Origin of the sequence: Mucilaginibacter litoreus (genome assembly GCF_042676805.1) — a bacterium.
Classification (GTDB): domain Bacteria; phylum Bacteroidota; class Bacteroidia; order Sphingobacteriales; family Sphingobacteriaceae; genus Mucilaginibacter; species Mucilaginibacter litoreus.
In genome coordinates, this window is the sequence record NZ_JBHTHZ010000001.1 from 541,941 (window position 1) to 566,604 (window position 24,664).

Sequence of the window (24,664 nt, forward strand, 5' to 3'; positions counted from 1 at the left end):
GAAATTGCTTTTCAACTAATTTATTAATAACCCGGATTTTGTTTCAGGTTAGGGTTGGTGTCAACCGCACGTTGTGGTATCGGATACAAAGTGCGTGTTTTATCAGAAGCGTTAGGGCGCTGATCAACAGGATCGTTAAACTTACCGAAACGGATCAGGTCGTTTCTTCTCCAACCTTCCCAATAAAGCTCGTGGCCACGTTCCATAAGCATATCAGCTTCGTTCACTGCAGTAAGCGGCGCAATGCCACGAGGAGCTCGCACGCTGTTTACCAATGATAATGCAGTTGCACCTTCCGGATCTGTACCGCCTCGCATTATAGCTTCTGCTTTCATCAATACAACATCCGCATAACGTAAAATTACATAATCGTTAGGGTTGTGGTCTTCGTCTGTTTTCCAGATGTTATCCTTGTCATTATGAACAGGTTTTGGAAAGTATTTAAACACCCTGATACCTTGAGCTTCAGTAGAAAAGTTAAGATTTACGTTTTCAGTAAAAATCAATGGCTGGCCACCTCTTTGTTTCAAGTCAACCAAACCACCACCTACTTTAGGCCCTTTTTGCTGACCAACTGCAAAACCGGTTCTTATACCTATCAGTTCTGTTAAACCCGGATATGCTATACCGCGACGTTCGTCTTTTTCATCAAATGATTTGTAAAAATCAGCTAAAGTAGTAAAACCGTTCCATCCGTCAGGAGTCTGGTTATAGTGTGCACCCATTCTCCAGCGGTTGTTGGCATTTGCTACCACTCTTGTTTCAGAGTTTGCTATACCAAATATATTTTCGGTTGATTTTTCTGTATTGTCCCAGGCAAAATCCTGAAAATACTTATTTGCACCTTCAATAGTATAACCGGCAGCCTCTACAATGTTACAGTTTTCAATAACCTTATCCATGTCTGCTTTTTCAAAAGTAAACGGCCCACCAACCTGTGCTGCTGTATAAACAGCTTTGTTAAGGTAAACCTTAGCTAAAAGGGCTGCTGCAGCCGCTTTGCTTGCTATGCCTATGTTTGCAGATGCACCAAGGTTAGCCTTAGCAAACTCAAGATCCTGGATAATAAAATCGGTTGCTTCAGCACGGTTATAAACTTTTGGCAGATCATCAGGAGATGAAGCCGGATCGCGGAAAGGCGCCTGGCCGTACAAGTCAACAATCTGGAACATAAAGTAGGCCCTTAAAAAGCTCGCTTGTCCTTTTATTGAATTGTCAGTAGCGGTACTGATAACCTGTGTAGCACGGAAAACCCCGATATTTAACTGATCCCAGGTATCATTTATCTGGTTGTGCGTAGCATCCCAGCTATGGGTATGCAGCTTTCTCCAGGTACCAAAGTCGCCCCAGTCGGTACCGCGGGTTGGCCCCATCATCTCATCTGTTGAATGCTCTTGCAAAGCGTATGTGTTAGCTTGATCTGTCTGGCCGTTCAACTGCGCGTAAACACCATTTAAATCTGATGCTGATGCTGGCTTGGTAGCATCATATGCAGTCTTGGAACCATATAATTGTTCGTTAAGCTTGGTACAACTTAAAGCTGATACCGCTAGTAAGGTGCAAGCTGCTATGTTGATCTTTATATGTAATCTTTTCATATTATTATTTATTAAAAACCTGCGTTTAATCCTAAAGTAAATGTGCGTGCACTTGGGTAAGCTGTGTAATCTATACCACGTGACGGAACTTCGTTTCTGGCTTTATTGGTGTTGATCTCCGGATCAATACCGCTGTAGCCTGTGATAAGGGCAAGGTTCTGGCCTGCAAGGCTAACTCTTAAACTCTTAATAGCACTGTTAGCGCCCATGTTGAAGGTATAACCCAACGATACGTTAGATACTCTTAAGAAATCACCTTTTTCAAGGAAGCGGGTTGATACATCTCCAGAGTTTAATGGATTTTCGTTGCTGTTTGCTACTTCTCTTGTTACGTTACGACCGCTTAATAGGTTGCCTTTCAGAAAATAAGCGTTTGCAGTGTTGTTGTAAATATAGAAACCGGTCTGAGCATTTAGGAACACGCTTAAATTCCAGTTACCGTAGCTAAAATTATTGGTTAAACCAGCTGTAAATGTTGGTAACGCGCTACCTACTATAACTGTTTTATCAATAGCCGTAGGGTTGTTGTTGAAACCGTTTTCATCAAGGCCGGTGTAAGTACCTACTTTGAATGAGAATAATGGCTGATTGTTGGTTATAACCTGTGAATAAGCACCTGATAAACCCTGGCCATCAATGTTACCGGTAATTACGTTACCGTTGCCAAACTTAGTCATTCTGTTTTTCAGCAGGGTCATGTTATAGGCAACATTCCAGTTGAATTTGTTACCTCTGATAGCTTCGAAATTTAAACCAAGCTCAACACCGGTATTTTTTACGATACCTGGCAGGTTAACCCATCTTCTGGAAAATGCAGCAGGTTGCGCATAATCCTGGAAGAACAGAAGGTCTTTGGTAGATTTATTAAAGTAATCAATTGTACCACTTAACCTTCCATCAAGTACAGCGAAGTCTACACCCGCGCCATAAGCCGTTGTGGTTTCCCATCTTAAATTGGGGCTTGGCGGGTTAATAATAACTGTTGAGTTGTTATACTGTAACTGCTGAACTGCTATTGAAGCATAAGCAGGGAACTCCTGGTTACCGGTTTTACCCCAGTTTAAGCGAAGGCTCAGGTCACTGAAAATTCCTTTAGGCGCAAAGCTTTCATTCATTATTTTCCACTTGAATGAGGCTGCTGGGAAAGTAGCGTATTTGTTATTAGCACCAAATTTTGATGAACCGTCCCTACGTACGGTAACTGTGAACAAATATTTGTCTTTGAAAGAGTAAAATACACGCCCAAAGAATGACTGTAATTCAGTTTTTGTACTATCACCGGTTGGGTATGGCAAGCGCTCTGCAAAAGAATTAATATCTTTTACATATTTATCATTTACCAGGCCCCATGCTATATCATTAACACCATAGTTTCTGTAGCTATAGTATGAGTAACCTGCCAATGCAGTCAACTGACTATTGTCGCTCCACTTTTTATCATAGTTTAATGTGTGCTCAATGGTGAAGTTCTTTAATTTCTGGTCCTGATAGATAGCGCGACCATTACCTAATACGGCAGAAATCGTCTGGTTACGGTAGCCTGAGCTTCCGGTATAGCCCGGCAAATTAGGATCAAAGAATGTTTTTCTTTCACCTTTTGAATAGTCGTATCCGGCTGAAGCCTTGTAAGACAGGTTTTTTGTCAGGTTAAAGGTTGCAGTAAGATTAGTTAAATAACGATTGATATTATCTCTGTCGTCGATACCTTCAATTAAAGCAACAGGGTTACGGTATGATGATGAGAAACCGGCATTCCAACTACCGTCTTCATTGTAAACCGGCAAAGTAGGGTTAGCTTGCAAGGTTGCGCCTATCAAGCTACCCTCAAAACCTGCGTTGTTAGTTATCTGAGCGTATTTGTTTTTAACGTTTGATGCCAAGAAGTTCAGATCAAGCCTGATGAAATTGTTAAATAACGATTGGTTGGCATTTAAACGGCCGGTTAAACGCTTTAAGCCCGACTCCTTAATAGTACCATTTTGATTATCATAACCAACAGACGCGCGGTAGCTTGATTTATCGGTACCGCCGCCTAAGGCAACGTTATAGCTTTGGCTGATACCTGTACGGAAAATCTGATCCTGCCAGTTAGTATTTGCACCAGCATCTACTGCAGTAGCATCTGCACCTGTAGCAGCTACACCGGCTAAGAATTGATCGCGGTTTAACAAATCGTAACGTTTGGCTACATTAGATACACTTGTGTTGGCAGTGAACTGAATGCCCTGACCCTTGCGGCCTTTACGGGTAGTAATTAAAACTACACCATTAGCACCACGTGAACCATATATTGCCTGAGAAGACGCGTCTTTTAATACGCTGATATTTTCGATATCATTAGGGTTTAAGAAGGCCAGCGGGTTACGTGCGCTTGATGAACCTGCACCAGCGTCAAAACCGCCCGAAGTACCACTGTTATCCAATGGCACACCATCAATAACATAAAGCGGATCTGTACCTGCCCTGATAGAACTGGTACCACGAATGTTAATTGTTGCTGCTGCGCCTGGTTCGCCACTTGCCGAGCTTACCTGTACACCAGCGATACGCCCCTGTAGCAACTGGTCTGGAGTAGCAATAACCCCTCTGTTGAAATCTTTAGAACTTAAAGATGATACCGAACCGGTTGCATCCTTAACCCGTTGGGTACCATAACCTACCACAACAACTTCGCTAAGACTGGTACTTGCAGTTTGCAAACTTACATTAAGTGTTGTTTGGCCATTTAAAGGTACGGTTAGGGCATTGTACCCGATGTAAGAAAAATTAAGGCTGGTAACGCTTGCCGGTACAGACAGCCTGAATGTACCGTCAGCACCGGTTAGGGTACCAATGCCCCCGGCTGCGCCTACTGATACGCCAACAAGCGGCGAATTGTCTTTTTTGTCGGTTACCTTACCTGTAATTACTTTGTTCTGTGCCAGTACCGGCTGAACAAACAGGGAGGCCAAAGCAAAAAAACATAGGGTGAGTAAGTGTTTAAATTGCATAGTTTGTGGTTTAATTGATGAATTGGTTATATAAGGTCTTGTATAAAATTATAAAATACACGCATAACAAAGCTGTATTGCAAATCACATAAGTAACGCACTTACAGCCTCCACCCGGAACAACTTTCCGGAAAAATTTTAACTATATATTGGTCTTTATTGGTTTATAATGCTCTTATCAGGAGCTAAAATTAAATGTCTAAAAAGTAATCAACTTATTAAAACACCTTTTCTTTATACAAATATGTATGTCTTGAGTGTCATTAACTACTACTTTGCCTTATTTATTTAAAAATATAAGCTTTATAAATATTAAATAGCTACAAATCAGACACTTAAATATCAATCGTTATCTAAAAATATAAAGGCTTTACAAGCTTTTTTAACCCTTTTTTCTAAAAAATATATCTTAAATAGTTTTTAAAAAAATATAGGGTGATGTCAAATGATTTTATTCAATTATATCAACCGCTTTTATATCCATTATTCTTTGTTCAAAAATTTCCGGATTTTTCGCTTTTGCTTTTATCCGCATTTTGTATACATAAATAGTGTTTACAGAGTATTCCAGTATCTTAGCAATGGTTTCATTATCATTGATACCCATTCTTATTAAAGCAAAGATCCGAAGATCGGTATTTAACACCTCGTGCTCATGAGGCCATATCTGGTCTTTTTCTTCAAACTGTGAGTTGAATACCGAAATGAAATTGGGAAAGATCTTTAAAAAAATATGATCAAAGCTATGGTATAAAATTTCACGTTCCTTTTTAATATTGATCTCATTGATCATTACACGGATGTCATCATACTTTTTTATAGATAGCTTGGTGTCTACAGACATTTTCAGTTTTTCCAGCTTCAAAATATAGCCCGAAATGATCTTGAAAAACTGGCCGATATACTCTTCTTTAATGGTAGCATCTTCAACCAGTTTGTAATTAATATCCTTTAGCTGGATGTTTTTTTCTTCGATGATACGTTCCTTATGCTTTAACTTACCTAATTGCTTATATATCATTACCAGAAATATAATAACCAATGATGCAAGGGCTGTTATTGCGGCAAGGTAAATGAGTATCGTATTTTTTTCTTTTTCAGAATGGTTCAATTCTTCGGCGGCTACAGCGGGCAAAATAGCACCTATTTGTATTTTCCGCTGCCTGGCGCCATAAAAGTCGGCATCGGCTTTTGCCATTTGTATAAATGTGTACGCATCTTTAACATTACCTGTTTTATATAGCTGCTCGGCAAGCGTAAACATGGCTACGGTTTCTTTAGTGGACGATTTAATATCTGCAATAGCCGAATTGATAAGCAGGTTTATGCCCTGCCGCTGTGTGCCGCTGCTGATGTATATTTGCCCGAGCGAACAGGTTATCATGGCCCGTAAATGCATAGATACCGGCGCATCTGATGATATAAGCTTACCAAGCTCTTCAGATCCCTTTTGCAGATCGTTATTCCCGATATGTTTTAACCCTGTGTAATAAATATGTTCTACAGAGCCAGCCTGGGTCAGGCTGATAGCCGAGTCGATATACGCATTGCCCGCTTTAATATAGTCAGGTGTAAAATACCTATCATTATTGTACCTGGCCAGGTCGCTGTTACAGCGGTACATAATAAAATAGTATTCCTTCCGCATCGAGTCGTTCAGTACTTTTGGGTTAATCATACGCATACTGTCAAAGGTTTCTTTGAACATTCCGGATGACAGTAAAATAAACCCAAGCTTAATCTGGCTGTAATAAGCCCGGGACATGTCGTTCATTACAACGCTAAGGTCTTTCAGCTTATTAACATATACGTAGGCCGAATCATACTGGTAAGACTTGTACTCGTCATACAGCTTAACACATAGTTCATATTGCTTTGTATAATCGTTTGCAGGGGTAAGCTGTTGTTTGTTTTTTAACTGACGGATACGCGCCTGCTTTGCATTATCATAAACATGCTTGCGGTTAATTTCGTTTTTTAAAGCTGCTAATAAACTGTCTGTATCGTTACTATGTGATATACCCGGATAAATAACAAGTAGTGTAAACAGTACCCGCAACAACAGTTTCATATAATTGGTCTAAACAGGGGATGGTTAACAATTGCTGCCTGAGCTGCAATTTTCCCGAACGTAATATTAGCAATTATCCGCCGAATTAAACCCGTATCCATGTTTTTTATAAAAAACCTAATAAAAAAGCCTGCATCTTATAAAAAAGACACAGGCTTAAGTATACAGCAATAAAATTTTTAAACCTTAATAAGCTATACTTAGCTGGCTGCTGCTGTTTTTAAAAACAAGGCTTTTGATTTTTTCACCTTCTACAGGGTTTGATAATCCCGTAGGGTCAAAACGCGAAATGGGCACCATTAGCGCCTGGAAATCGTTTACAGCCTGCATCGCTTTGTTATTTACTTTGACACTTAGGCCTGCTTCGCCGAAACCATGCAGCATCAGTTTAATGTTACTGAATTTTGATTTGGCCGATCCGTCTACACTACTTAAGATGATCGTTTTTTTTGCGGGATTATAAGTAATTGTACGTTTGTAATAACCCCCTTTCTCATAATCAAAGCTTGCACCATCATCTTCGTAGTAAACAAATTTATTATTTACATCTCCTTTATAAACATGCAGGTACAAAGTATCAGCAGGGGTTTCTGTGGTGTTTTGTATCTGCGATTGCATAGGTATTATGCTACTTTCTTTAACATATACCGGCAATTTAGAAGTATACAGGTCGATGCCGGTTTTTTGGTTGCCCTGCTGTACGGCACCGGTATATAAATCATACCACTTACCTGCAGGAAAATACAACTTACCAAAGTTGGTTACACCATCAAACGGAAATACCAGGAAAGCTTTACCGAACATGTACTGATTATCATACTGCCCGCTATAAATATTTTCGTCATGCGTATAATCAATAGCCAGCGAGCGCATTATAGGGCTGCCGGTTTGTGTGGCTTCATAAAAGCTTGAGTATATGTATGGCAGCAAGCGGTAACGCAGGTTAATGTAATTACGGGTAATTTCCATTACCTCTTCGCCATAGGCCCATGGCTCAGATGCTTTTGAGTTGATACCGGAGTGGTTACGGAAATACGGGTTAAAGGCACCTATCTGCATCCAGCGTGCATAAAGCGACGGTGACGCGCCACCCGTAAAGCCCCCAACATCCATACCCGCAAAAGGCACACCGCTAAGGCCAAGGCTATTCATTAAACGCACGCCCAGCAGCATATGGTCATTTTCAGCACGGTTATCGCCTGTCCAGATGGCAGCATAACGCTGTAGGCCTGCGTAGCCGGAGCGGGTCAGGATAAAAGGGCGCTTGTTTTCACGCGCGGCCTTGTAGCCCTCATAACTGGCGCGTATCATCTCTAAACCATAAACGTTATGCACCTGCGGGTGTGCGGCCCCCTTACCCTCATAACTGAACAGGATATTATCCGGCACTTTCTGGCCCCAGGTGCTAAACTCATTCATATCATTCCAGATACCGCTAATACCTTCGGCCGCGTACTTTTTCAGCTCGTTACCCCAAAAAGCCCTACCCTTTGGATCTGTAAAATCCGGAAAGTGGCACCATCCCGGCCATACCTGCCCGGTATAGTATGTACCATCGGGGTATTTGGCAAAAATATCATCTTTAACACCGCGCTCATAGGTACCGTAACCTTTCTCAACCTTAATACCGGGGTCAACTATCAGTGTTACTTTAAAGCCCATGTCACCCAGTTTTTTGGTCATTCCGGCAGGGTCCGGGAAGCGGTCTGCATCCCAGGTAAATACTTTGTACTTATCCATGTAATGGATATCCAGGGTGATGCCGTCTGCCGGAATTCTTTTTTCGCGCAGGGTTTGTGCTATCCGGAACACCTCTGTTTGCGGATAGTAACTATAACGGTTTTGCTGGTAACCCAGGCTCCACAGGGGCGGTAACTTCATTAACCCGGTAAGGGAGGTGTATGATTTAATGATATCGGCAATATGCGTGTGATAAATAAAATAATAATTCATTTCGCCGCCCTTTGCGCCAAAGGAAGAGAAACGGTTATTGCTGGCACCGAAGTTAAAATCGCTTTGCCAGGTGTTATCAAAAAATATCCCGTAGTTAACGTTATGATGCACACCAATATAAAAAGGTATGGTAGAGTAGATAGGGTCCTGATTGGTGGTATAAGCGTAGGTATCGCTGTTCCAGTGGGTGTAAGCATTGCCTTTTCTGTCCAACGGCCCTGTCTTCTCGCCTAATCCTATAAAATGCTCGTTATCCTGCATGTGTTTATAGGTAGTGACCGATTCATTGACCCACGAGGTTGTTAAACCCGGCTCGTCTGCATTGATCACTTCACCATTTAGCGTGCTGAAAGTAACCTGGTATGGATTCTTTCTGATGTTAACTTTGAGCGAATCTGTGACAAGATTGATCTCATCATTGTTTTGCGTTACAGTTACCTTTGTTTTTACCGGTTTACCTATAACCGCATAAGAAAAATCGTCGGCCAGCTTTTGCTTATCCATACGCACCCTTACAATGTTAGGGCTATATACCGCAAGCTTTACAAAAGCATTTTGCGTAGTGATATCTATTTCCTGATCGTTTATGGTTGTAGCAGTTACGTTACCAGCCTGCTTTACTCCGTTTTGAGCATGTAAAAATCCGCTGCAGAGGGTGAAAAGCACTGCAAGGGCGAAGGCACTATTAAGTTTCATGGCGTTATTAAAAGGTTTATAAATGGTTGACCGGCGTGCTATGAGCTAACCCTTTTTCCGGGGGATGAAATTAAAACACATCAGCCGCTTAACCTATCAATATAAAGCCAATCGAATTTTTTATAACGCAAAAACCCTCTGATTTTAGTGTTCAGAGGGTTTTTAAGCGTTTACCGGGGTAAAAATATAAGATGAAATATCAACGCGAGGAGAAAAATTTGATGTCAATAATTGGCAAGGACCGTAATGTTATCGCTTATGGGTGATATTTTTTCACGACCGTTTAAAAAGCTTAATCCTACTACAAAGCTAAACCCGGACACGATACCACCCATTTCCTGTATAAGCTGGCTTGCGGCCGTTACGGTGCCCCCTGTAGCAAGCAGGTCGTCATGAATAAGGATATGATCTCCCGGTTTAAAAGCATCTGTATGTATCTCGATTGTGGCCGAGCCATATTCAAGCTCATAAATTTTCTGTTTTACTGTGTGTGGCAACTTCCCAGCTTTGCGTACCGGTATAAACGGTACTCCTAATTTAGTGGCCAGTGTTAACCCAAATAAAAAACCCCGGCTTTCTACACCGGCTACACCATCTATTTGTAAACCTTGCAATCTTGCAATAAAAACATCTATGATACTTTCGCATAACCCGGGGCTTTGCAATATCGGGGTGATATCTTTAAATACGATACCTGGTTTCGGAAAATCCGGTATATCACGAATGACTGTCTTTATCTGCTGCTCTATCATTTAAAAATTAAATAAGGTTCAATTTTACGCAAAATCTGCTCATCTATAATGGCAATATTTTTTAAGTCATCAACAGAGGTATAGCTGCCGTGCTGGTTACGGTATTCAATAACTGCATTCACCTGCTTATAGTTCAAATAAGGCATTAGCCTTAACTTATCAAAAGTAATGGTATTTATATCCAGCCGCCTGATCAGCCTGGGGTTTACCTTAACCTGGCCTTTGATTTCATCATATTTCAGCTCATCAAGCCCAAAAACTTCTTTCAATTGCTCTTTTGAAACAAAGCCACCTAACCTTTGCCGGTAGTAAATAATCCGTTTGGCAAACGCCGGGCCTACACCTTGTATCCTGGTAAGCGTAGCAGAATCAGCCGTGTTGATTTCAATAACTTCAACAACGGCTGGCTTATGATCCGGGATAATCATAAATGGCGCTAAACGTACATAATCTATCTTTGTCAAACCATAAATTTTCTGCAGATCTTCAGCTTTGCGGAATCTGCCACCCTTTGATACATAATTTTTGATTGTGGCAGCCTGCTTCGCGGTCAATCCCATTTTTTGCCAATCGGCAGTTGATGCGGTATTAGGGTTAAATTTATTAAGCTTGGCCGGTGCAATGTCTTTACCTGGCAAATTCGCCTTTTCCAACTCGGCAACGGCTTTATTAAATTCGTTAATATTAACTACTGTATCATCCTTGTATACCAAATTATGTAGGTAGGGCAACGTTAGTGTTAATGCTATAAGTGCCGACAGTACTACAAGACCGTTCCATTCTCTTTTTGTGATAGCCAGGTGCTCTTTTAATTGCGGTTTCAAATTAGAATGGATTTAAAAAGGGGTTAATTTAGTAAATTTGTGAACGTTATACACAGTTATGGAAATAATAAGCACCGAAGAGTTTGCTAAAGCAACCAAACTTGATAAGCTAAGAATGCCTGGCCTCGCTTCCCTGTTGATGGAACTAATGAAAATCAATCAGGTTAATAAGCTTTTTGCCCAGGCACAGCCAAAAGTGGGCCCCGAGTTTGTTGACGCCATACTTGAGGGCTGCGGAATAACCATTGATTTTGATGAGCAGGAACTTAAAAACCTACCCAAAGACGGTGCATTCATAGCCATAGCAAACCACCCGTACGGAGGCATAGAAGGCATGGTGCTGTTAAAGATACTGACCATGGCCCGGGACGATGCGAAGTTAATGGCCAACTTCATATTAAAAAAAATACCTAACCTGGCCGATTACTTCATTGCCGTAAACCCTTTTGAAAATGTTGAGCATTCCTCAAGCATAAGCGGGCTTAAAACCACATTGGAACTATTGGCAAACGGAACGCCTATAGGTATATTCCCGGCCGGAGAGGTTTCTACTTTTAAGGTAGAGAAACGTGAAATTACTGATCGCCTTTGGCACCCCGTGGTAGGTAAAATCATTGCAAAGGCAAAGGTGCCGGTGGTACCCATCTATTTTCATGGAAACAACGGGTTGTTGTTCAATCTGCTTAGCCTTATCCACCCAACATTGCGCACGGCTAAACTGCCCTCAGAGCTGTTTAACAAACATGGCCATACCATTAAGCTGCGCATTGGCAAGCCCATTAAGTTTGCTGATATACCTGACAATAATAACAGCGGAAAAATACTCAACTATCTGCGCGCTAAAACTTATGCTTTGGGAGCCGGGCTGGATGAAGAAAAAAGGCTTTTTAATCCACGCAATCTTTTTAAAATTAAAAAGCTCCCTACAGCCATAGTGCCCCAAACACCTGCGGATAGACTGGAAAAAGAGGTTGTGCCCCTGCGCGACAGCTACCGGGTTTGGGTAGAAAAAAATTATGAAGTTTTTATAACGCCAAGCTCAAAAATCCCATGTATCATACGCGAGATCGGCCGGCTGCGCGAATTGACCTTTCGAGAGGTGGGCGAAGGCACCAACAAGGAGATCGATTTGGACGAGTATGATATATATTATCACCACTTATTTATTTGGGATATGGAAGCCAAAGCCATTGTAGGCGCCTACCGCATAGGCCTGGGCGACGAGATATTTTACAGCGTAGGCAAAAAGGGATTTTACATTAATGAACTGTTTAAGCTTAAAGAACAGTTTACCCCTATCTTAAAGAAAAGCCTTGAGCTGGGCCGCTCCTGGATACGCAAGGAATATCAGCAAAAGCCATTGCCGCTATTTTTGTTATGGAAAGGTATTTTAAAATATGTTATTGATAACCCCCGCTACCGTTACCTGATAGGGCCTGTGAGTATCAGCAACTCTTTTTCCAAATTCAGCAAATCATTGATAGTGGATTATATCAACAGGAATCACTTTGACCACGAGTTGGCCCAATATGTTAAGCCGCGTAAAAAATTCAAGGTTAATTTTGAGAATATTGATACCGATGCCCTGCTTGCTGCCGGCGACTCTTTTAAAGGACTTGACGCGCTGATATCTGAGGTGGAAACGCATAGCATGAAGATACCTGTATTGCTGCGCCAATATATAGGCCTTAACGCCAAAATAATCAGCTTTAACATAGATCCCAAATTCGCCGATTGCCTCGATGGTTTCCTGGTGCTCGATCTGCAGAAGGTTCCGCAGGATATGCTGGAGAAACTGGGTAAGAACTTATAACCCGAAACGTCCTTTCGAGTAACGAAGCAATCTGCCAATGCCGCATTTTAGGAAGGTGGCGTTGGGTTCTTCAGGCTTGTTTTGTTTGAATTTAATACGCTCAACTATTATCCAAGAGCGGTGGGCCGACGAAAAACCGGGGCCGATGGGTGAGGCTGTGCGGAGGTAGGATTTTTTTGTCTTGAATTATTCGCTACGCTCATGAGAACGCTTCGCTTAGTCTTGCTTCCTTTTGTATCAAGACAAAAGAAGTAGCCCCCGCGGCAATGAGCGGACTAACGTTAACCAAAGCATTAACGATAACATTCGTGCTCCGTTAGGAATGGATGTGCTGTATCATCGTTGGTGGATGTTCTTTTTCTTTTGCCGGAAAAGAAAAAGAACGAAAAAGAAACCTCGCGGCCGCGCCAGCTTGCTTTGTAAGGCAGTAGTATGGCAGTGCCAGTGCTACCCGCAATCTGCCAATGCCGCATTTTAGAAGGGTGACGTTGGGTTCATCAGGCTTGCTTTGCTTTAATTTTTAATACGCTGAATTATTATTGAAGAGCGTTGGGCCGACGAAAAACCGGGGCCGATGGGCGAGGCTGTGCGGAGGTAGGATTTTTTCGTCTTGATTTTTTGCTTCCTTTTGTATCAAGACAAAAGAAGTAGCCGCCCGCGGCAATGAGCGGACTAACGTTAATCAAAGCATAAGCCATTGAGCTTATCGGCCCTTAATTTGAGAAGCTAATCAAACAACATTTATAACCCTGATGTTATAATCTTAAATCGTAACTCTAAAATCTAACTTAAAATGATAACTCCACCAGAAGAACAGGATGATATGCTGCAACAGGATGATCAGCTTGGCCAAACTGAAAACGAAGAACAAATGAGCCAGCAGGACTTACACAGTAACGGGTTCGATGATACCAATGAGGATATCGGCGAAACTGACGAAACACCTCAGGCTAACCAGGCCTATGACGCTGCAGAACCATCATACACGCTTAACCTTGATGAGGATAACCAAGCGCAGGAAAACGAGTAATATGCGCATCATTTAAAGGGATGAAGCAATCTTTTAGCAGGCTAAGGCATACAAGTTAAAAGATTGCTTCATTCTTTGATCGTAATTCTAAAATCGTACCTCGTAAATCCAAAGCTCCTTTCAGCTTTCCCCCTCAAATCATATCTTTGCCGTTGCAATGAAAATATCTTACAACTGGCTTAAAGAGTTTATTGATACCAACAAATCTCCAGAGGAGATATCACAAATACTTACAGGTACCGGCCTCGAGGTAGAGAGCCTTGAAAAAGTTCAGGCTATTCCCGGCGGGCTGGAAGGCCTTGTTATTGGCTACGTAAAAGAAACCACCCAGCATCCCAATGCCGATAGATTGAAAGTTACAAAGGTAGATGTGGGCGGCGGCGAGGACCTGCAGATTGTTTGCGGTGCCGCCAATGTTGTAGCAGGCCAAAAGGTTGTTGTAGCAACAGTAGGTACTATGGTGCACCCTACCACAGGAGAGCCTTTCAAGATCAACAAATCAAAAATTCGCGGCGAGGTATCTGAAGGTATGATCTGTGCCGAAGACGAAATAGGCCTTGGCCATAGCCACGAGGGTATAATGGTGCTGGATGCCGATGTACCCGTAGGTAAGCTGGCAAAGGAGCATTTTGAACTTAACGACGATTATCTGTACGAGATTGGCCTTACGCCAAACCGGGCTGATGCGGCCTCCCATCTGGGTACCGCCCGTGATGTTGCCGCTTTTTTAAAGCTCGCCGTTAATAAGCCTGACGTAAGCGCTTTTAAGGTTGATAGTAACGATAGCCCTATACAGGTAGTGGTTGAAAATGAAGATGCTGCGCCAAGATATTCGGGTTTAACCATCACTGATATAACGGTTGGCGAGTCGCCAAAGTGGTTAAAAGAACGTTTGGCGGTAATAGGTGTGCGCAGCATTAACAATGTGGTTGATATTACCAACTATGTATTACATGAGTTAGGCCAGCCCCTGCACGCGTTTGACGCCGATGCGATCACAGGTAATAAGGTGATTGTAAAAAACGTGGCTGAAGTCACCGTGTTTAAAACGCTGGACGAGGTAGATCGCAAACTAAGCGCTGCCGACCTGATGATATGCAATGCCGAGGAACCTATGTGTATCGCCGGTGTATTTGGCGGGGCAAAATCAGGTGTAACAGCTTCTACAAAAAGTATCTTCCTGGAAAGCGCTTATTTCAATTCGGTATCCGTACGTAAAACATCAAAAAGGCATGGCCTTAAAACGGATGCCTCTTTTCGTTTTGAGCGTGGTACCGACCCCGACATGACCGTGTTTGCACTAAAACGCGCTGCATTGCTGATACAGCAGGTTGCAGGTGGCAAGGTGTCGTCAGAGATATTTGACCATTACCCCAACCCGGTAGCGCCTTTTGATGTTGATGTTACCTATAAAAATATTGACAGGCTGATTGGTAAGGCTATCGGTAACGATACCATCAAAAGCATACTGACATCGCTTGATATCAGCATAGTTAATGAGACCGAAGAAGGCTTGTCGCTAAAAGTGCCGCCATACCGGGTTGATGTAACCCGCGAGGTAGACGTTATTGAGGAGATACTGCGTTTGTACGGTTATAACAACATTGAGATACCTACACAGATACGTGCATCACTTAATACATCCCAACGGCCGGAGAAGGATACGGTGCAGAATACCATATCAGATCTGCTTAGCGCTAATGGTTTCAACGAGATCATGGGCAACTCGCTTACTAAGCTGGCTTACTCGGACAATCCTGATGCAGCCGTAAAAATAGTAAACCCTTTGAGCAGCGACCTGGATGCCATGCGCCAAACCCTGTTGTACTCTGGCCTGGAGGCTATAGCTTATAACCAGAACCGCAGGAACGCCGACATCAAGTTTTATGAATTTGGTAAGGTTTACAGTACCAAAGAGGATAAGTACATCGAAACGCAGCGCTTCTCGATATTTATTACCGGCAACAATACGGATGAACAATGGAACCAAAAGCAACAACCGGTATCGTTTTATAACATCAAGGCTATTGTTGATGGCATTTTGCAGCGCCTTAATATAACCGATTTTGCAACTGAAGACAGCACCTGCAAAAAACTTGCTTACGGTTTACAGTATATGCTGAATGACAAGCAACTGGTGAAGTTTGGGCAGGTAGGTAAAAATGCCTTGAAAAAAGTGGACCTGGACAAAGAGGTATTTTATGCCGATTTTGATTTTGACCTGGTGTTGAAACAGGTGCGTAAAAATGTGATCGTGTACCAGGAAGTATCTAAGTTCCCGGCAGTACGCCGCGATTTAAGTATGCTGGTTGATACGGCCGTTACTTTCGGTCAGCTTAAGCAGATTGCCGCACGGGCGGATAAGAAGCTGTTAAAGGATGTAAATGTGTTTGATGTTTACCAGGGTGATAAGCTGCCTGCCGGTAAAAAGTCATACGCGCTAAGCTTTATATTGCAGGATACTGAAAAAACGCTTACCGATAAGGCGATAGACGCCATCATGCAAAAAATTATTTATAATTTAGGCAAAGAAGCAGGAGCCGAGATAAGAAAGTAATATAGTGAGTGGTTGACTGGGTGAGTAGTTAATAGTTAGATGAAACCCATTCACCCAATCAACACAATCAATAACCAAATAATGCCTTCAGTAGCAGAACAGTTAAGTAAAGTAGTAGAAAAAACGGAAAGGCTGATTGAGCTTTGCGCTGCTTTGCAGGAAGAGAACGACCTGCTTAAGCTGGAGAGCGAGGCTTTGAACGTGGCTTTAAAAGCCAGCACAAACAAGACAAAAGACCTGGAAGAAAAGCTTCGTGTATTGAAGTTGGCTAAGTCGTTTTCAGAAACAAATGAAAAAAGTGTTGACATTAAGCAAAAAATTAACGACTTTGTGCAGGAAATAGATAAGTGTATTGTATTGCTTAAAAAGTAATACAGAAAGTGAAAAGCTCAAATGGGAGAAATCTCAATAAAAATAAATATTGCTGACAGAGTTTACCCCTTAAAGGTAAACATGGAAGAAGAGGAAATAATAAGAAGGGCGGCAAAACTGATCAATGACCGTATAAAGGAATATCAGGAAAATTATGCGGTTAGAGATAAGCAGGATCTGTTATCAATGTGTGTGCTGCACTACGCAACATCATCACTAAAAGCAGATAAAAAGGTAAGCACCGAGGATAACGAGGTAGCCGACCGGGTTTATCAGTTAGATCATTTGCTGAACGATTTTTTTTCTAAACAATAACGTTCTTTAAAATAAGCGAAAAGCCGAAGCTAAAAGCAAAAAGCCATCCATAGCTTTCTGTTTTGGCCTTTTAGCTTTTAGCTGAATGAGCATTTTAAGATTTAACCGCAGTTAAATTTTAAGTTTCACTATTAAAAACTTAACGCTTCGATATCTCCGGGTCAAAATGGAGGCATGCGTTGATCGTGTATTTAACGGTAAGCCGTGATCCGATTAATCCCCGAATGGAAGTTTTAACAATACATGAACACTTAAAAATTAGTTGCGGTTTTTTTATTATATAACCTAAAAATGAACACTGTATTATACATCATCATCGGGCTGCTTGCCGGTGTCCCGACGGGAATAGTCATAGGGCGTTTCCTGCTCCGTAAATTATTTAAAGATCAGGAAATAGCAGCCCAAACTAAAGTAAAAAAGATTCTTAAGGACGCTGAAAATAACGCCGAAATACTTAAAAAGAATCGTTTGTTAGAGGCAAAAGAGAAGTTTTTGCAATTAAAGGCCGAGCACGAGCAGGAAGTAAATGCAAAAAACAACACTTTAAATCAGCGCGAAAACGGTATCAAGCAAAAGGAGCAATCCTATAATCAAAAGCTTGAGAATTTAAATCGCAAAGAGAACGAAATTGACGGCCTGCGTAAAAAACTGGAAGCCCAGCATGAAGTAGTAAACCGTAAGCAGGAAGAGGTTGAACACCTTAAAAGTCAGCATATTGCACAATTGGAAACCATTGCAGGTATTTCGGCGGAAGAAGCTAAAAACCAACTGGTGGATAACCTGCGCGAAGAAGCCCGAAGCAAAGCCATGGCCCAGATCAAGGATATTGTTGACGAGGCCAAGCTTACAGCTAACAAAGAGGCTAAAAAGATTGTTATACAAACCATACAGCGTACTGCTACAGAGGCAGCTATAGAAAATACAGTATCTATTTTTAATATAGAGAACGACGAGATAAAGGGCCGCATAATTGGCCGCGAGGGGCGTAACATACGTGCCCTGGAAGCTGCTACAGGTATAGAGATCATTGTAGATGATACCCCGGAGGCTATTATTCTTTCAGGCTTCGATCCTGTACGGCGTGAGATCGCACGATTAGCCATGCACCGTTTGGTGACAGACGGCCGTATACACCCTGCACGTATTGAGGAAGTGGTTGCCAAAACCAAAAAGCAGATAGAGGAAGAGATTGTTGAGATTGGTGAGCGTACTGTTATAGATTTGGGTATCAATGGGCTTCACCCTGAACTGATACGTATGGTTGGCCGTATGCGTTACCGTTCATCATACGGGCAAAACCTGTTGCAGCACTCGCGCGAGGTGGCTAACTTTTGCGCTACTATGGCCGCAGAACTTGGCCTTAACGTAAAGCTGGCCAAGCGTGCGGGCTTACTACATGATATTGGTAAAGTACCAGACGATAACCCTGAGCTGCCACACGCCATTTTGGGTATGCAGCTTGCAGAGAAATACAAGGAGCACCCTGAAGTTTGCAACGCCATTGGCGCACACCACGACGAGATAGAAATGACATCGATGCTATCGCCGATCATTCAGGTATGCGACGCTATTTCAGGCGCAAGGCCGGGCGCACGCCGCGAGGTGGTAGAAAGTTACATCAAACGCTTAAAAGAGCTTGAGGAGCTTGCTTTATCGTATCCTGGTGTAGAAAAAACTTTTGCTATACAGGCCGGCCGCGAGCTGCGCGTTGTAGTAGAAAGCGAAAAGATATCAGATGCGCAAAGTGAAGTGCTTGCAGCTGATATATCTAACCGTATACAAACTGAAATGACCTACCCGGGCCAGATAAAAGTTACCGTTATACGCGAAACCCGCTCGGTAGCGTTCGCAAAATAATTTAAGAGCCTCACCCAAACCCTCTCCTTAACCGGGGAGGGCTTTTTTATTTTCTGATGGGTAAAAAACATTTTAATACAACCACAAGCAAAAAAGAAGAACTTCGCCCTGTTGAGGTTTATTTTGCACGGCTTGATGCCAGTCATCAAAATCCCGCCAACAGGCTGCTGCATTACATCTGCGTGCCGCTGATGGTATTGGGTTTGCTGGGCATGGTTTGGGCCATTCCCTTTCCGCAAATAGGTTTTTTGAAGGCTTACCAGGGCTATTTCAACTGGGCATCGTTCCTGATCGCTATCACTATCTATTATTACCTTAAATTGTCTCCTTTGTTATCATATTTCATGCTGTTCCTGATGTTTGGGTTCAGCTACCTGATCATGCAGTTTGAAGTATGGGAAAAAGCCGGTGGCCCGCAATTGAGTGCTGTAAGTGTGGGTATATTGGTACTATCACTTTTAGGGCAGTACATTGGCGGTAAACTGGAGGGTAAAGAAGCATCATTTAATGATGATACCAGGCTTGTGCACCTAACGCCGCTTTGGGTGATCTACAGGCTTACACGCAGGCTAAAGCTAAGGTATTAACGAAGAAGCCTGACAAACCCAACGATGGTATTCTTAAATGCATTGGCAGATGATTGCGGGTAGCACGAACACTGCTAAAGCACTACCTTTCAAAGCAAGCTTGCGCAGTCGCAAAGTTTTCTTTGATTACTTTCTTTTGCGAAAAAAGAACGTAACATCTACTGACATTAATAAAGCACAGCCATTGCTAACTAAAAACTTTTGAGCGTTTGCTTCGTATCGCGAAGACAATGGTTTGTTACCTTCCTCAAAATTGGCAGTGACAGTGTTATGTCACCTGTATTTTCAGAGTTCTTATTATCAGCTATTTAGCTATGTTCACGATGTTCACCTGTGTGTTCGTGAACATAAGAGGATCGGGACTGCCTAATTCCCCGTGACGATGCCCTTTAAAGCAAGCCCTCATCCCCAAAGCTAAAGTAACCGTTATCAGTAATGATCAGATGATCAAGCACGTTGATATCCAGTAGCCTGCCTGCATCTGCAATTTTTTTTGTTAAGGTAAGGTCTTCCCGGCTTGGTTTCAAATTACCTGACGGATGGTTATGCACCATTATGATGGCGCTTGCCTGGTGCTGTAAGGCCATATTAAAGATTATTTTGGGGTCGGCCACGGTACCGCTAAGTCCACCCTTACTAACCAGTTCCTTGGCGATAACTTTTGACGAACGGCCAATCAGCATCAGCCAGAACTCCTCGTGATTTAGATCCATCAGGTGGCGGCGCATAATATTATAGCCGTCTTTGCTGCACTTTACTTCATCAGGCACTTTAGCCTCAATATCCCCGCGTCTGCGGCCAATTTCAAGGGCGGCTATGATAGAGATAGCTTTGGCTTCGCCTATGCCTTTAAACCTGCTCAATTCGCTTATAGAGGCTTTGCCCAACTTGTTGAGGTCATTATCATAATGATGCAGTATGCGCTTGCTTAATTCAACGGCGGTTTCGGTACGGCTGCCGCTGCCTATCAGTATGGCAATCAGTTCGGCATCCGTAAGTGCACGCCTGCCCTGCCCGCTTAATTTCTCTCTCGGGCGGTCTTCTTCGGCCCAGGCTTTTATGCTTATTTTGGTTTGATAGTGCTCCAATTGGTTAGGGATTATAGGGCCTAAAATACTGGAAAATCCGAATAAAATGCAATTGGCTCTGGAAACGCCTCTCCCAACTTTTTCCAAAGTAGAGGACTTGATAAGCGATAGCGTGAGTTAATCCGTGCGCAATAAAAAAGGGATAATGCAAAAGCACTATCCCTTTCATGAATATTATTGATCAAGCTGTTAGCTTAAGCCGTTAACAAATTTAGTAAGCTTCGATTTATTGTTAGAAGCTTTGTTTTTGTGAATAACGTTCTTTTTAGCTAAACGATCAAGCATAGAAATCACTTTAGCCAATAAAGGAGTAGCATCAGCTTTAGTAGTTGCACTTCTTAATTTTTTAACAGCGTTTCTGGTTGTTTTAGCCTGATACCTGTTACGCAGACGCTTCGCAGCATTTGCCCTGATTCTTTTGATTGATGATTTATGATTTGCCATTGTAGCTTGTTATTCTATTTTTAAGGCTGCAAATATAGTTACATAATTTTTATTGTGCAATAGTATAGCCCGAAATTTTATGCCGTAGATTAGATTTACTGAATATTTAAGCATATTTACCTCATGAAACGCCGCCTTATCATTCTTTTATCAGGGATGCTTGTGCTTGTAGTTTGCTCTTCCTGGGGATTTTTTGCACATTACCGCATCAACCGGCTGGCTGTTTTTACGCTCCCTAAGGGAATGTCGGACTTTTACAGGGCAAATATCGATTTCATTACAGAACATGCCGTAAGCGCCGACAAGAAGCGGTATGTTGACTCATCAGAGATCCCTCATCACTTTTTTGATGCCGACCACTACGGCAAGCAGCCATTCAAAGCAATGCCGCAACACTGGATTGATGCTGCTGCCAAATACTCGTCGGATACGTTAAACAAGTACGGCACTGTGCCCTGGGCAATCACCAGCAATTATTACTGGCTGGTAAAAGCTTTTAAAGCGCATGATACAACGGGCATTCTGATCACTTCGGCTAACCTGGCGCATTATATATCTGATGCACATACACCCTTACATTTAACCGAAAACTATGATGGGCAACTCACCAACCAAACCGGCGTACATGCCCTATGGGAAAGCCGCCTGCCCGAGCTATTCAGCAATAGCTATAATTATAACGTTGGCAAGGCAAAGTATATCAGCAATCCATTAGCTGAAGCTTTCAGGATATGTGCCAATTCCTATCAAAAAGTTGATACCGTTTTACGAATAGAAAGAGCGCTGAACAAAACTTTCCCGCCATTGCAAAAGTATGCCATGGAACAACGCGGCAGCCGAAAGGTTAAGGTATATTCTGTGGCTTACAGCAGAGCCTATCACAAATTACTAAGGGGTATGGTCAAACGGCAAATGCGCGCTTCTTTGCTTAGTGTTGGCAGTTTTTGGTTTTCGGCATGGGTAGATGCCGGGCAGCCTGACTTAAACAAACTTATATCAAAGCCATTACCAAAAGGTAAAAAGCAACAGATAGATCGTGAAGAAGCATTATATAAGGCAGGCAAAATAGTTATACAGAATTCAAATCAACACTTATGAAATACGTGGCTTTCCTGATTGTATCATTCATCTTCATACCAGTATTTACTTATTGTCAAGGTAAAGCTGCAATTAACAAAGTCGCTTCATTACCTGAAGTAAAAGAATTCATGCAACAGGCAGTAAAGTCTCATCCTAAAATGATGATTGCCCGTGAACCAGATAAAGATTTCCATTACTACTGGGTTAAAGTTGGCTTAGGAAACTTGGATATGTTTAGGACAAACTATGATTTTTATGTTGATTTAAAAACTAATAATGTTTTTTATACAGACTTTTATACCGAAAGCGTTGAACAGAAGTTGACCTTGAGTCAATGGAGACGGTGGCGGGTTTTACCAGGCTGGCAAAAATTACACTGCTATCATCGCGACAAAAAAAGGCTTTCTTTCCAGGCTTGCAAACTTTGATAAAGTTTACTCAACATTCACATCTTCCTTTTTAGTCATCCGGCTTTTAACATAGGCAAATATAGGCGGCAACAGTGATACAAGTATGATCACGATAGCCACCAGCGAAAAGTTCTTTTGTATGATAGGTACATTACCAAAAAGATAGCCGCCGTATAAAAAGATAATTATCCATGATAGCCCTCCTAAAACGTTATACAAGGTATAACGGCCTAAAGGCATGTGCCCTACCCCGGCTACAAAAGGAGCTATAGTACGTATAATTGGTACAAAACGGCTAAAGATAACCGCCTTGCCACCATGCTTATCAAAAAAAGCTTTGGTTTTTAAATAGTAGCTTAGTTTAAGTATTTTGTTTTCTTCTTTAAACACCTTATCGCCAAGGAATTTACCCAACAAATAATTCACAGTATTACCCAAAACGGCTGAAACCAGTAATATAATGAAGAGCAAATTAACATCCATTCCTGTAGCACCTCCGGCTATTAAAGCGCCGGCTGCAAATAACAGTGAATCGCCCGGTAAAAACGGCGTTACCACAAAGCCTGTTTCGGCAAAAATAATAATAAAAAGTATGAGGTAAGTCCAGCTTTGATATTGGCTGATTATCTGCGACAGGTGTTTATCAATGTGCAGAATAAAGTCGATAAGGCTATGTACTACTTCCAAAATTAATGAGTTTTTGCAAAGGTAACAAGATAATTACGACAGGCAACAGTTAATATGTTGTATTTGGGGGCAGCGTGTTGAGTATTATGCCCGAGCCATAACGGGCACTATCAGCCCTGTTAGAAAGGCCATAGGCATATATGGTATACAGCTTTCCGTCAAGTATGTTATAATTGGGGATACTCGTAAGCACAGTAGTAGGGGCGTTGGCAGCGGTAATATTTATATTATAACTACCTGCAGTTACTTCTATATAATCTGTAACAGATTTGTATGCCACATTTTTAAATGCCACAGTATCATTAAATGTAATCCTGAGGCCAGAGCTGCCGGGCATACCATTCACCAATCTTACCTTTCCACGACCTATCGCGGGTATAGCCCCTGTATCAACTGTTAATACCGATGTAAGGCTGCTGTCTGCTTTTAAACCGGTTATAAATAAAGTGTAAGGCACACGTGGCCTAATCGTATCTTCTATAGTTACCAGGTTGGTAGGATTAAGATCTGTTGCAGATTGCACATTTCTTATCTGAAAGGGCACATTAACAGTATTAAGTAAAAAATATCCTGAAGCGTTTGGATAAGTATATGTATTTGTGCTTACCCTTACATATTTAGCCAATAAATTAACAGGCTGTATATCAGGGCTAAGGTTTACTATCTGCAGCCTTGCATTTAATCCACTTGAGCTGATACTATCCTTGCTGCATGATGCCAGCACCGGGATGATCATCACTCCCATAACCAGCAACAAGAGGTAAAACAATACGCCGTTATGATATTTATTAACCATGTTTAAAATTATTTATTAATAACCAGCCCCGTGCCCGACGTTGTCCCGCCATCAGCGCTTAAACCGCTTTTAGTGAATAAAGTATAAGCCCTGTTAATTATTAGGGTACGTGTTTCATCACTAAGCAATTGTGTGGTGCATCCGGCTTTGTAAATCCTAATCCGTTTAATACCGGGCCGTATATGCATAAATTGTGACGTAGACTTGTAAGCCATGCCGTTAAATTTAACGGTATCTCCTACCCAAACATCTACGTTACCAGCATTTGGCGAAGTATGCACAAACCGTATAAGCGTGAGCGTATCCACTCCTTTCAAGGTATCCACATCAGTAAATACATTGTCAGGCGAATTACCGGTAAGATAAAAAGAGTATACATTATCTTCTTTTAAAGGCATCTGCAAACTGAACAATACATTTGGGTTACCGTATTTTTTCACCTGATAATTTTGTTCACCAATCGGTGTATTTAAGTAACCCGATGAACCCAGCGGATAAATGCTGTTGGTAATGTTTATGCGGCTTCCGTTAGCGTATACGTTTAAGGTATCGCCGGTTGTGTTAATATAATTAACACTTGTAGTTTGCGTCTCAGTAACACCATCAACTCCCTTTTTACAGGAAGATATAGCTATAATAGCCAGGCAAATAAATCCGAACGTTTTAAACTTCATTATCAGTAAGCAGATGCTATACAACTCAAATATGGATACAAATATTATATGGCGCATAAAAAAGTCCGGC

At 41.9% G+C, this 24,664-nt stretch carries 21 protein-coding genes; 9 read left to right on the forward strand and 12 right to left on the reverse strand.

What is annotated here, in order from left to right; genetic code table 11:
* Window positions 1-23 precede the first annotated feature (23 nt).
* The 6 genes from ACFQZX_RS02570 to ACFQZX_RS02595 form a co-directional block, all read right to left on the reverse strand.
* Window positions 24-1,598, reverse strand: a complete 1,575-nt coding sequence (locus tag ACFQZX_RS02570; RefSeq protein ID WP_377111060.1) for a RagB/SusD family nutrient uptake outer membrane protein — start codon at window positions 1,596-1,598, stop codon at window positions 24-26.
* Between the two features lie 11 nt (window positions 1,599-1,609).
* Entirely contained in the window at window positions 1,610-4,588 is a 2,979-nt protein-coding gene (locus tag ACFQZX_RS02575; protein WP_377111061.1) for a SusC/RagA family TonB-linked outer membrane protein, read from the reverse strand.
* A gap of 451 nt (window positions 4,589-5,039) precedes the next feature.
* Window positions 5,040-6,659, reverse strand: coding sequence for a DUF6377 domain-containing protein (locus tag ACFQZX_RS02580; RefSeq protein WP_377111062.1), 1,620 nt, complete (start codon window positions 6,657-6,659; stop codon window positions 5,040-5,042).
* 186 nt (window positions 6,660-6,845) lie between these two features.
* Window positions 6,846-9,308, reverse strand: coding sequence for a glycoside hydrolase family 31 protein (locus tag ACFQZX_RS02585; protein WP_377111063.1), 2,463 nt, complete (start codon window positions 9,306-9,308; stop codon window positions 6,846-6,848).
* Between the two features lie 224 nt (window positions 9,309-9,532).
* Complete coding sequence (locus tag ACFQZX_RS02590) at window positions 9,533-10,060, reverse strand: adenine phosphoribosyltransferase (protein WP_377111064.1); 528 nt, start codon at window positions 10,058-10,060, stop codon at window positions 9,533-9,535.
* Window positions 10,057-10,884, reverse strand: a complete 828-nt coding sequence (locus ACFQZX_RS02595) for a ComEA family DNA-binding protein (protein WP_377111065.1) — start codon at window positions 10,882-10,884, stop codon at window positions 10,057-10,059. The genes ACFQZX_RS02590 and ACFQZX_RS02595 overlap by 4 nt, the downstream gene beginning before the upstream one ends.
* A gap of 58 nt (window positions 10,885-10,942) precedes the next feature.
* Here ACFQZX_RS02595 and ACFQZX_RS02600 point away from each other — a divergent pair, with 58 nt between their 5' ends.
* Window positions 10,943-12,697, forward strand: a complete 1,755-nt coding sequence (locus ACFQZX_RS02600) for a lysophospholipid acyltransferase family protein (RefSeq protein WP_377111066.1) — start codon at window positions 10,943-10,945, stop codon at window positions 12,695-12,697.
* A 293-nt stretch (window positions 12,698-12,990) separates the two neighbouring features.
* Here the strand turns inward: ACFQZX_RS02600 and ACFQZX_RS02605 are convergent, their stop codons facing one another.
* Complete coding sequence (locus ACFQZX_RS02605; RefSeq protein WP_377111067.1) at window positions 12,991-13,170, reverse strand: hypothetical protein; 180 nt, start codon at window positions 13,168-13,170, stop codon at window positions 12,991-12,993.
* A gap of 320 nt (window positions 13,171-13,490) precedes the next feature.
* Between ACFQZX_RS02605 and ACFQZX_RS02610 the strand changes: the two genes are divergently transcribed.
* The 6 genes from ACFQZX_RS02610 to ACFQZX_RS02635 all read left to right on the forward strand — a co-directional run bounded on the left by ACFQZX_RS02610 (window position 13,491) and on the right by ACFQZX_RS02635 (window position 19,415).
* Entirely contained in the window at window positions 13,491-13,727 is a 237-nt protein-coding gene (locus ACFQZX_RS02610; protein ID WP_377111068.1) for a hypothetical protein, read from the forward strand.
* A 157-nt stretch (window positions 13,728-13,884) separates the two neighbouring features.
* Complete coding sequence (pheT, locus tag ACFQZX_RS02615; protein WP_377111069.1) at window positions 13,885-16,284, forward strand: phenylalanine--tRNA ligase subunit beta; 2,400 nt, start codon at window positions 13,885-13,887, stop codon at window positions 16,282-16,284.
* Window positions 16,285-16,365: 81 nt separating this feature from the next.
* Window positions 16,366-16,656 carry a hypothetical protein gene (locus ACFQZX_RS02620; RefSeq protein ID WP_377111070.1) on the forward strand — a complete coding sequence of 97 codons (291 nt, stop codon included), beginning with the start codon at window positions 16,366-16,368 and terminating at the stop codon, window positions 16,654-16,656.
* 21 nt (window positions 16,657-16,677) lie between these two features.
* Window positions 16,678-16,971: a cell division protein ZapA gene (locus ACFQZX_RS02625; RefSeq protein ID WP_377111071.1), complete on the forward strand. Its 294-nt coding sequence runs from the start codon at window positions 16,678-16,680 to the stop codon at window positions 16,969-16,971.
* A gap of 291 nt (window positions 16,972-17,262) precedes the next feature.
* Window positions 17,263-18,828, forward strand: coding sequence for a ribonuclease Y (rny, locus tag ACFQZX_RS02630; protein WP_377111072.1), 1,566 nt, complete (start codon window positions 17,263-17,265; stop codon window positions 18,826-18,828).
* Window positions 18,829-18,884: 56 nt separating this feature from the next.
* Window positions 18,885-19,415: an Mpo1 family 2-hydroxy fatty acid dioxygenase gene (locus tag ACFQZX_RS02635; protein ID WP_377111073.1), complete on the forward strand. Its 531-nt coding sequence runs from the start codon at window positions 18,885-18,887 to the stop codon at window positions 19,413-19,415.
* A 389-nt stretch (window positions 19,416-19,804) separates the two neighbouring features.
* Here the strand turns inward: ACFQZX_RS02635 and radC are convergent, their stop codons facing one another.
* Both radC and rpsT read right to left on the reverse strand, forming a co-directional pair.
* Entirely contained in the window at window positions 19,805-20,590 is a 786-nt protein-coding gene (gene radC / locus ACFQZX_RS02640; protein ID WP_377111074.1) for a RadC family protein, read from the reverse strand.
* Between the two features lie 102 nt (window positions 20,591-20,692).
* Window positions 20,693-20,947 carry a 30S ribosomal protein S20 gene (gene rpsT / locus ACFQZX_RS02645; protein ID WP_095703802.1) on the reverse strand — a complete coding sequence of 85 codons (255 nt, stop codon included), beginning with the start codon at window positions 20,945-20,947 and terminating at the stop codon, window positions 20,693-20,695.
* A 123-nt stretch (window positions 20,948-21,070) separates the two neighbouring features.
* Here rpsT and ACFQZX_RS02650 point away from each other — a divergent pair, with 123 nt between their 5' ends.
* Together ACFQZX_RS02650 and ACFQZX_RS02655 are read left to right on the forward strand one after the other, a co-directional pair.
* On the forward strand, window positions 21,071-22,045 hold the full coding sequence (locus tag ACFQZX_RS02650) for a zinc dependent phospholipase C family protein (protein ID WP_377111075.1): 975 nt from the start codon (window positions 21,071-21,073) through the stop codon (window positions 22,043-22,045).
* Window positions 22,042-22,455 (forward strand): hypothetical protein, encoded by a 414-nt coding sequence (locus tag ACFQZX_RS02655; RefSeq protein ID WP_377111076.1) that lies wholly within the window; start codon window positions 22,042-22,044, stop codon window positions 22,453-22,455. Before ACFQZX_RS02650 ends, ACFQZX_RS02655 begins: the two co-directional genes overlap by 4 nt.
* 6 nt (window positions 22,456-22,461) lie before the next feature.
* Here the strand turns inward: ACFQZX_RS02655 and ACFQZX_RS02660 are convergent, their stop codons facing one another.
* Genes ACFQZX_RS02660 through ACFQZX_RS02670 form a run of 3 tightly spaced genes read right to left on the reverse strand, consistent with a single transcriptional unit; the run spans window position 22,462 to window position 24,594 of the window.
* Window positions 22,462-23,124, reverse strand: coding sequence for a DedA family protein (locus ACFQZX_RS02660; protein WP_377111077.1), 663 nt, complete (start codon window positions 23,122-23,124; stop codon window positions 22,462-22,464).
* Between the two features lie 49 nt (window positions 23,125-23,173).
* Window positions 23,174-23,920, reverse strand: a complete 747-nt coding sequence (locus ACFQZX_RS02665) for a DUF4397 domain-containing protein (protein ID WP_377111078.1) — start codon at window positions 23,918-23,920, stop codon at window positions 23,174-23,176.
* A gap of 8 nt (window positions 23,921-23,928) precedes the next feature.
* On the reverse strand, window positions 23,929-24,594 hold the full coding sequence (locus ACFQZX_RS02670) for a DUF4397 domain-containing protein (RefSeq protein ID WP_377111079.1): 666 nt from the start codon (window positions 24,592-24,594) through the stop codon (window positions 23,929-23,931).
* Window positions 24,595-24,664: the final 70 nt, after the last annotated feature.

Excerpts from the sequence above, each read along its gene's own strand:
- ACFQZX_RS02570 (WP_377111060.1), bottom strand. The coding sequence starts at position 1,598 with ATGAAAAGATTACATATAAAGATCAACATAGCAGCTTGCACCTTACTA.
- ACFQZX_RS02575 (WP_377111061.1), bottom strand. The coding sequence starts at position 4,588 with ATGCAATTTAAACACTTACTCACCCTATGTTTTTTTGCTTTGGCCTCC.
- ACFQZX_RS02580 (WP_377111062.1), bottom strand. The coding sequence starts at position 6,659 with ATGAAACTGTTGTTGCGGGTACTGTTTACACTACTTGTTATTTATCCG.
- ACFQZX_RS02585 (WP_377111063.1), bottom strand. The coding sequence starts at position 9,308 with ATGAAACTTAATAGTGCCTTCGCCCTTGCAGTGCTTTTCACCCTCTGC.
- ACFQZX_RS02590 (WP_377111064.1), bottom strand. The coding sequence starts at position 10,060 with ATGATAGAGCAGCAGATAAAGACAGTCATTCGTGATATACCGGATTTT.
- ACFQZX_RS02600 (WP_377111066.1), top strand. The coding sequence starts at position 10,943 with ATGGAAATAATAAGCACCGAAGAGTTTGCTAAAGCAACCAAACTTGAT.
- ACFQZX_RS02605 (WP_377111067.1), bottom strand. The coding sequence starts at position 13,170 with ATGCGGCATTGGCAGATTGCGGGTAGCACTGGCACTGCCATACTACTG.
- ACFQZX_RS02610 (WP_377111068.1), top strand. The coding sequence starts at position 13,491 with ATGATAACTCCACCAGAAGAACAGGATGATATGCTGCAACAGGATGAT.
- pheT (WP_377111069.1), top strand. The coding sequence starts at position 13,885 with ATGAAAATATCTTACAACTGGCTTAAAGAGTTTATTGATACCAACAAA.
- ACFQZX_RS02620 (WP_377111070.1), top strand. The coding sequence starts at position 16,366 with ATGCCTTCAGTAGCAGAACAGTTAAGTAAAGTAGTAGAAAAAACGGAA.
- ACFQZX_RS02625 (WP_377111071.1), top strand. The coding sequence starts at position 16,678 with ATGGGAGAAATCTCAATAAAAATAAATATTGCTGACAGAGTTTACCCC.
- rny (WP_377111072.1), top strand. The coding sequence starts at position 17,263 with ATGAACACTGTATTATACATCATCATCGGGCTGCTTGCCGGTGTCCCG.
- ACFQZX_RS02635 (WP_377111073.1), top strand. The coding sequence starts at position 18,885 with ATGGGTAAAAAACATTTTAATACAACCACAAGCAAAAAAGAAGAACTT.
- rpsT (WP_095703802.1), bottom strand. The coding sequence starts at position 20,947 with ATGGCAAATCATAAATCATCAATCAAAAGAATCAGGGCAAATGCTGCG.
- ACFQZX_RS02650 (WP_377111075.1), top strand. The coding sequence starts at position 21,071 with ATGAAACGCCGCCTTATCATTCTTTTATCAGGGATGCTTGTGCTTGTA.
- ACFQZX_RS02655 (WP_377111076.1), top strand. The coding sequence starts at position 22,042 with ATGAAATACGTGGCTTTCCTGATTGTATCATTCATCTTCATACCAGTA.
- ACFQZX_RS02665 (WP_377111078.1), bottom strand. The coding sequence starts at position 23,920 with ATGGTTAATAAATATCATAACGGCGTATTGTTTTACCTCTTGTTGCTG.
- ACFQZX_RS02670 (WP_377111079.1), bottom strand. The coding sequence starts at position 24,594 with ATGAAGTTTAAAACGTTCGGATTTATTTGCCTGGCTATTATAGCTATA.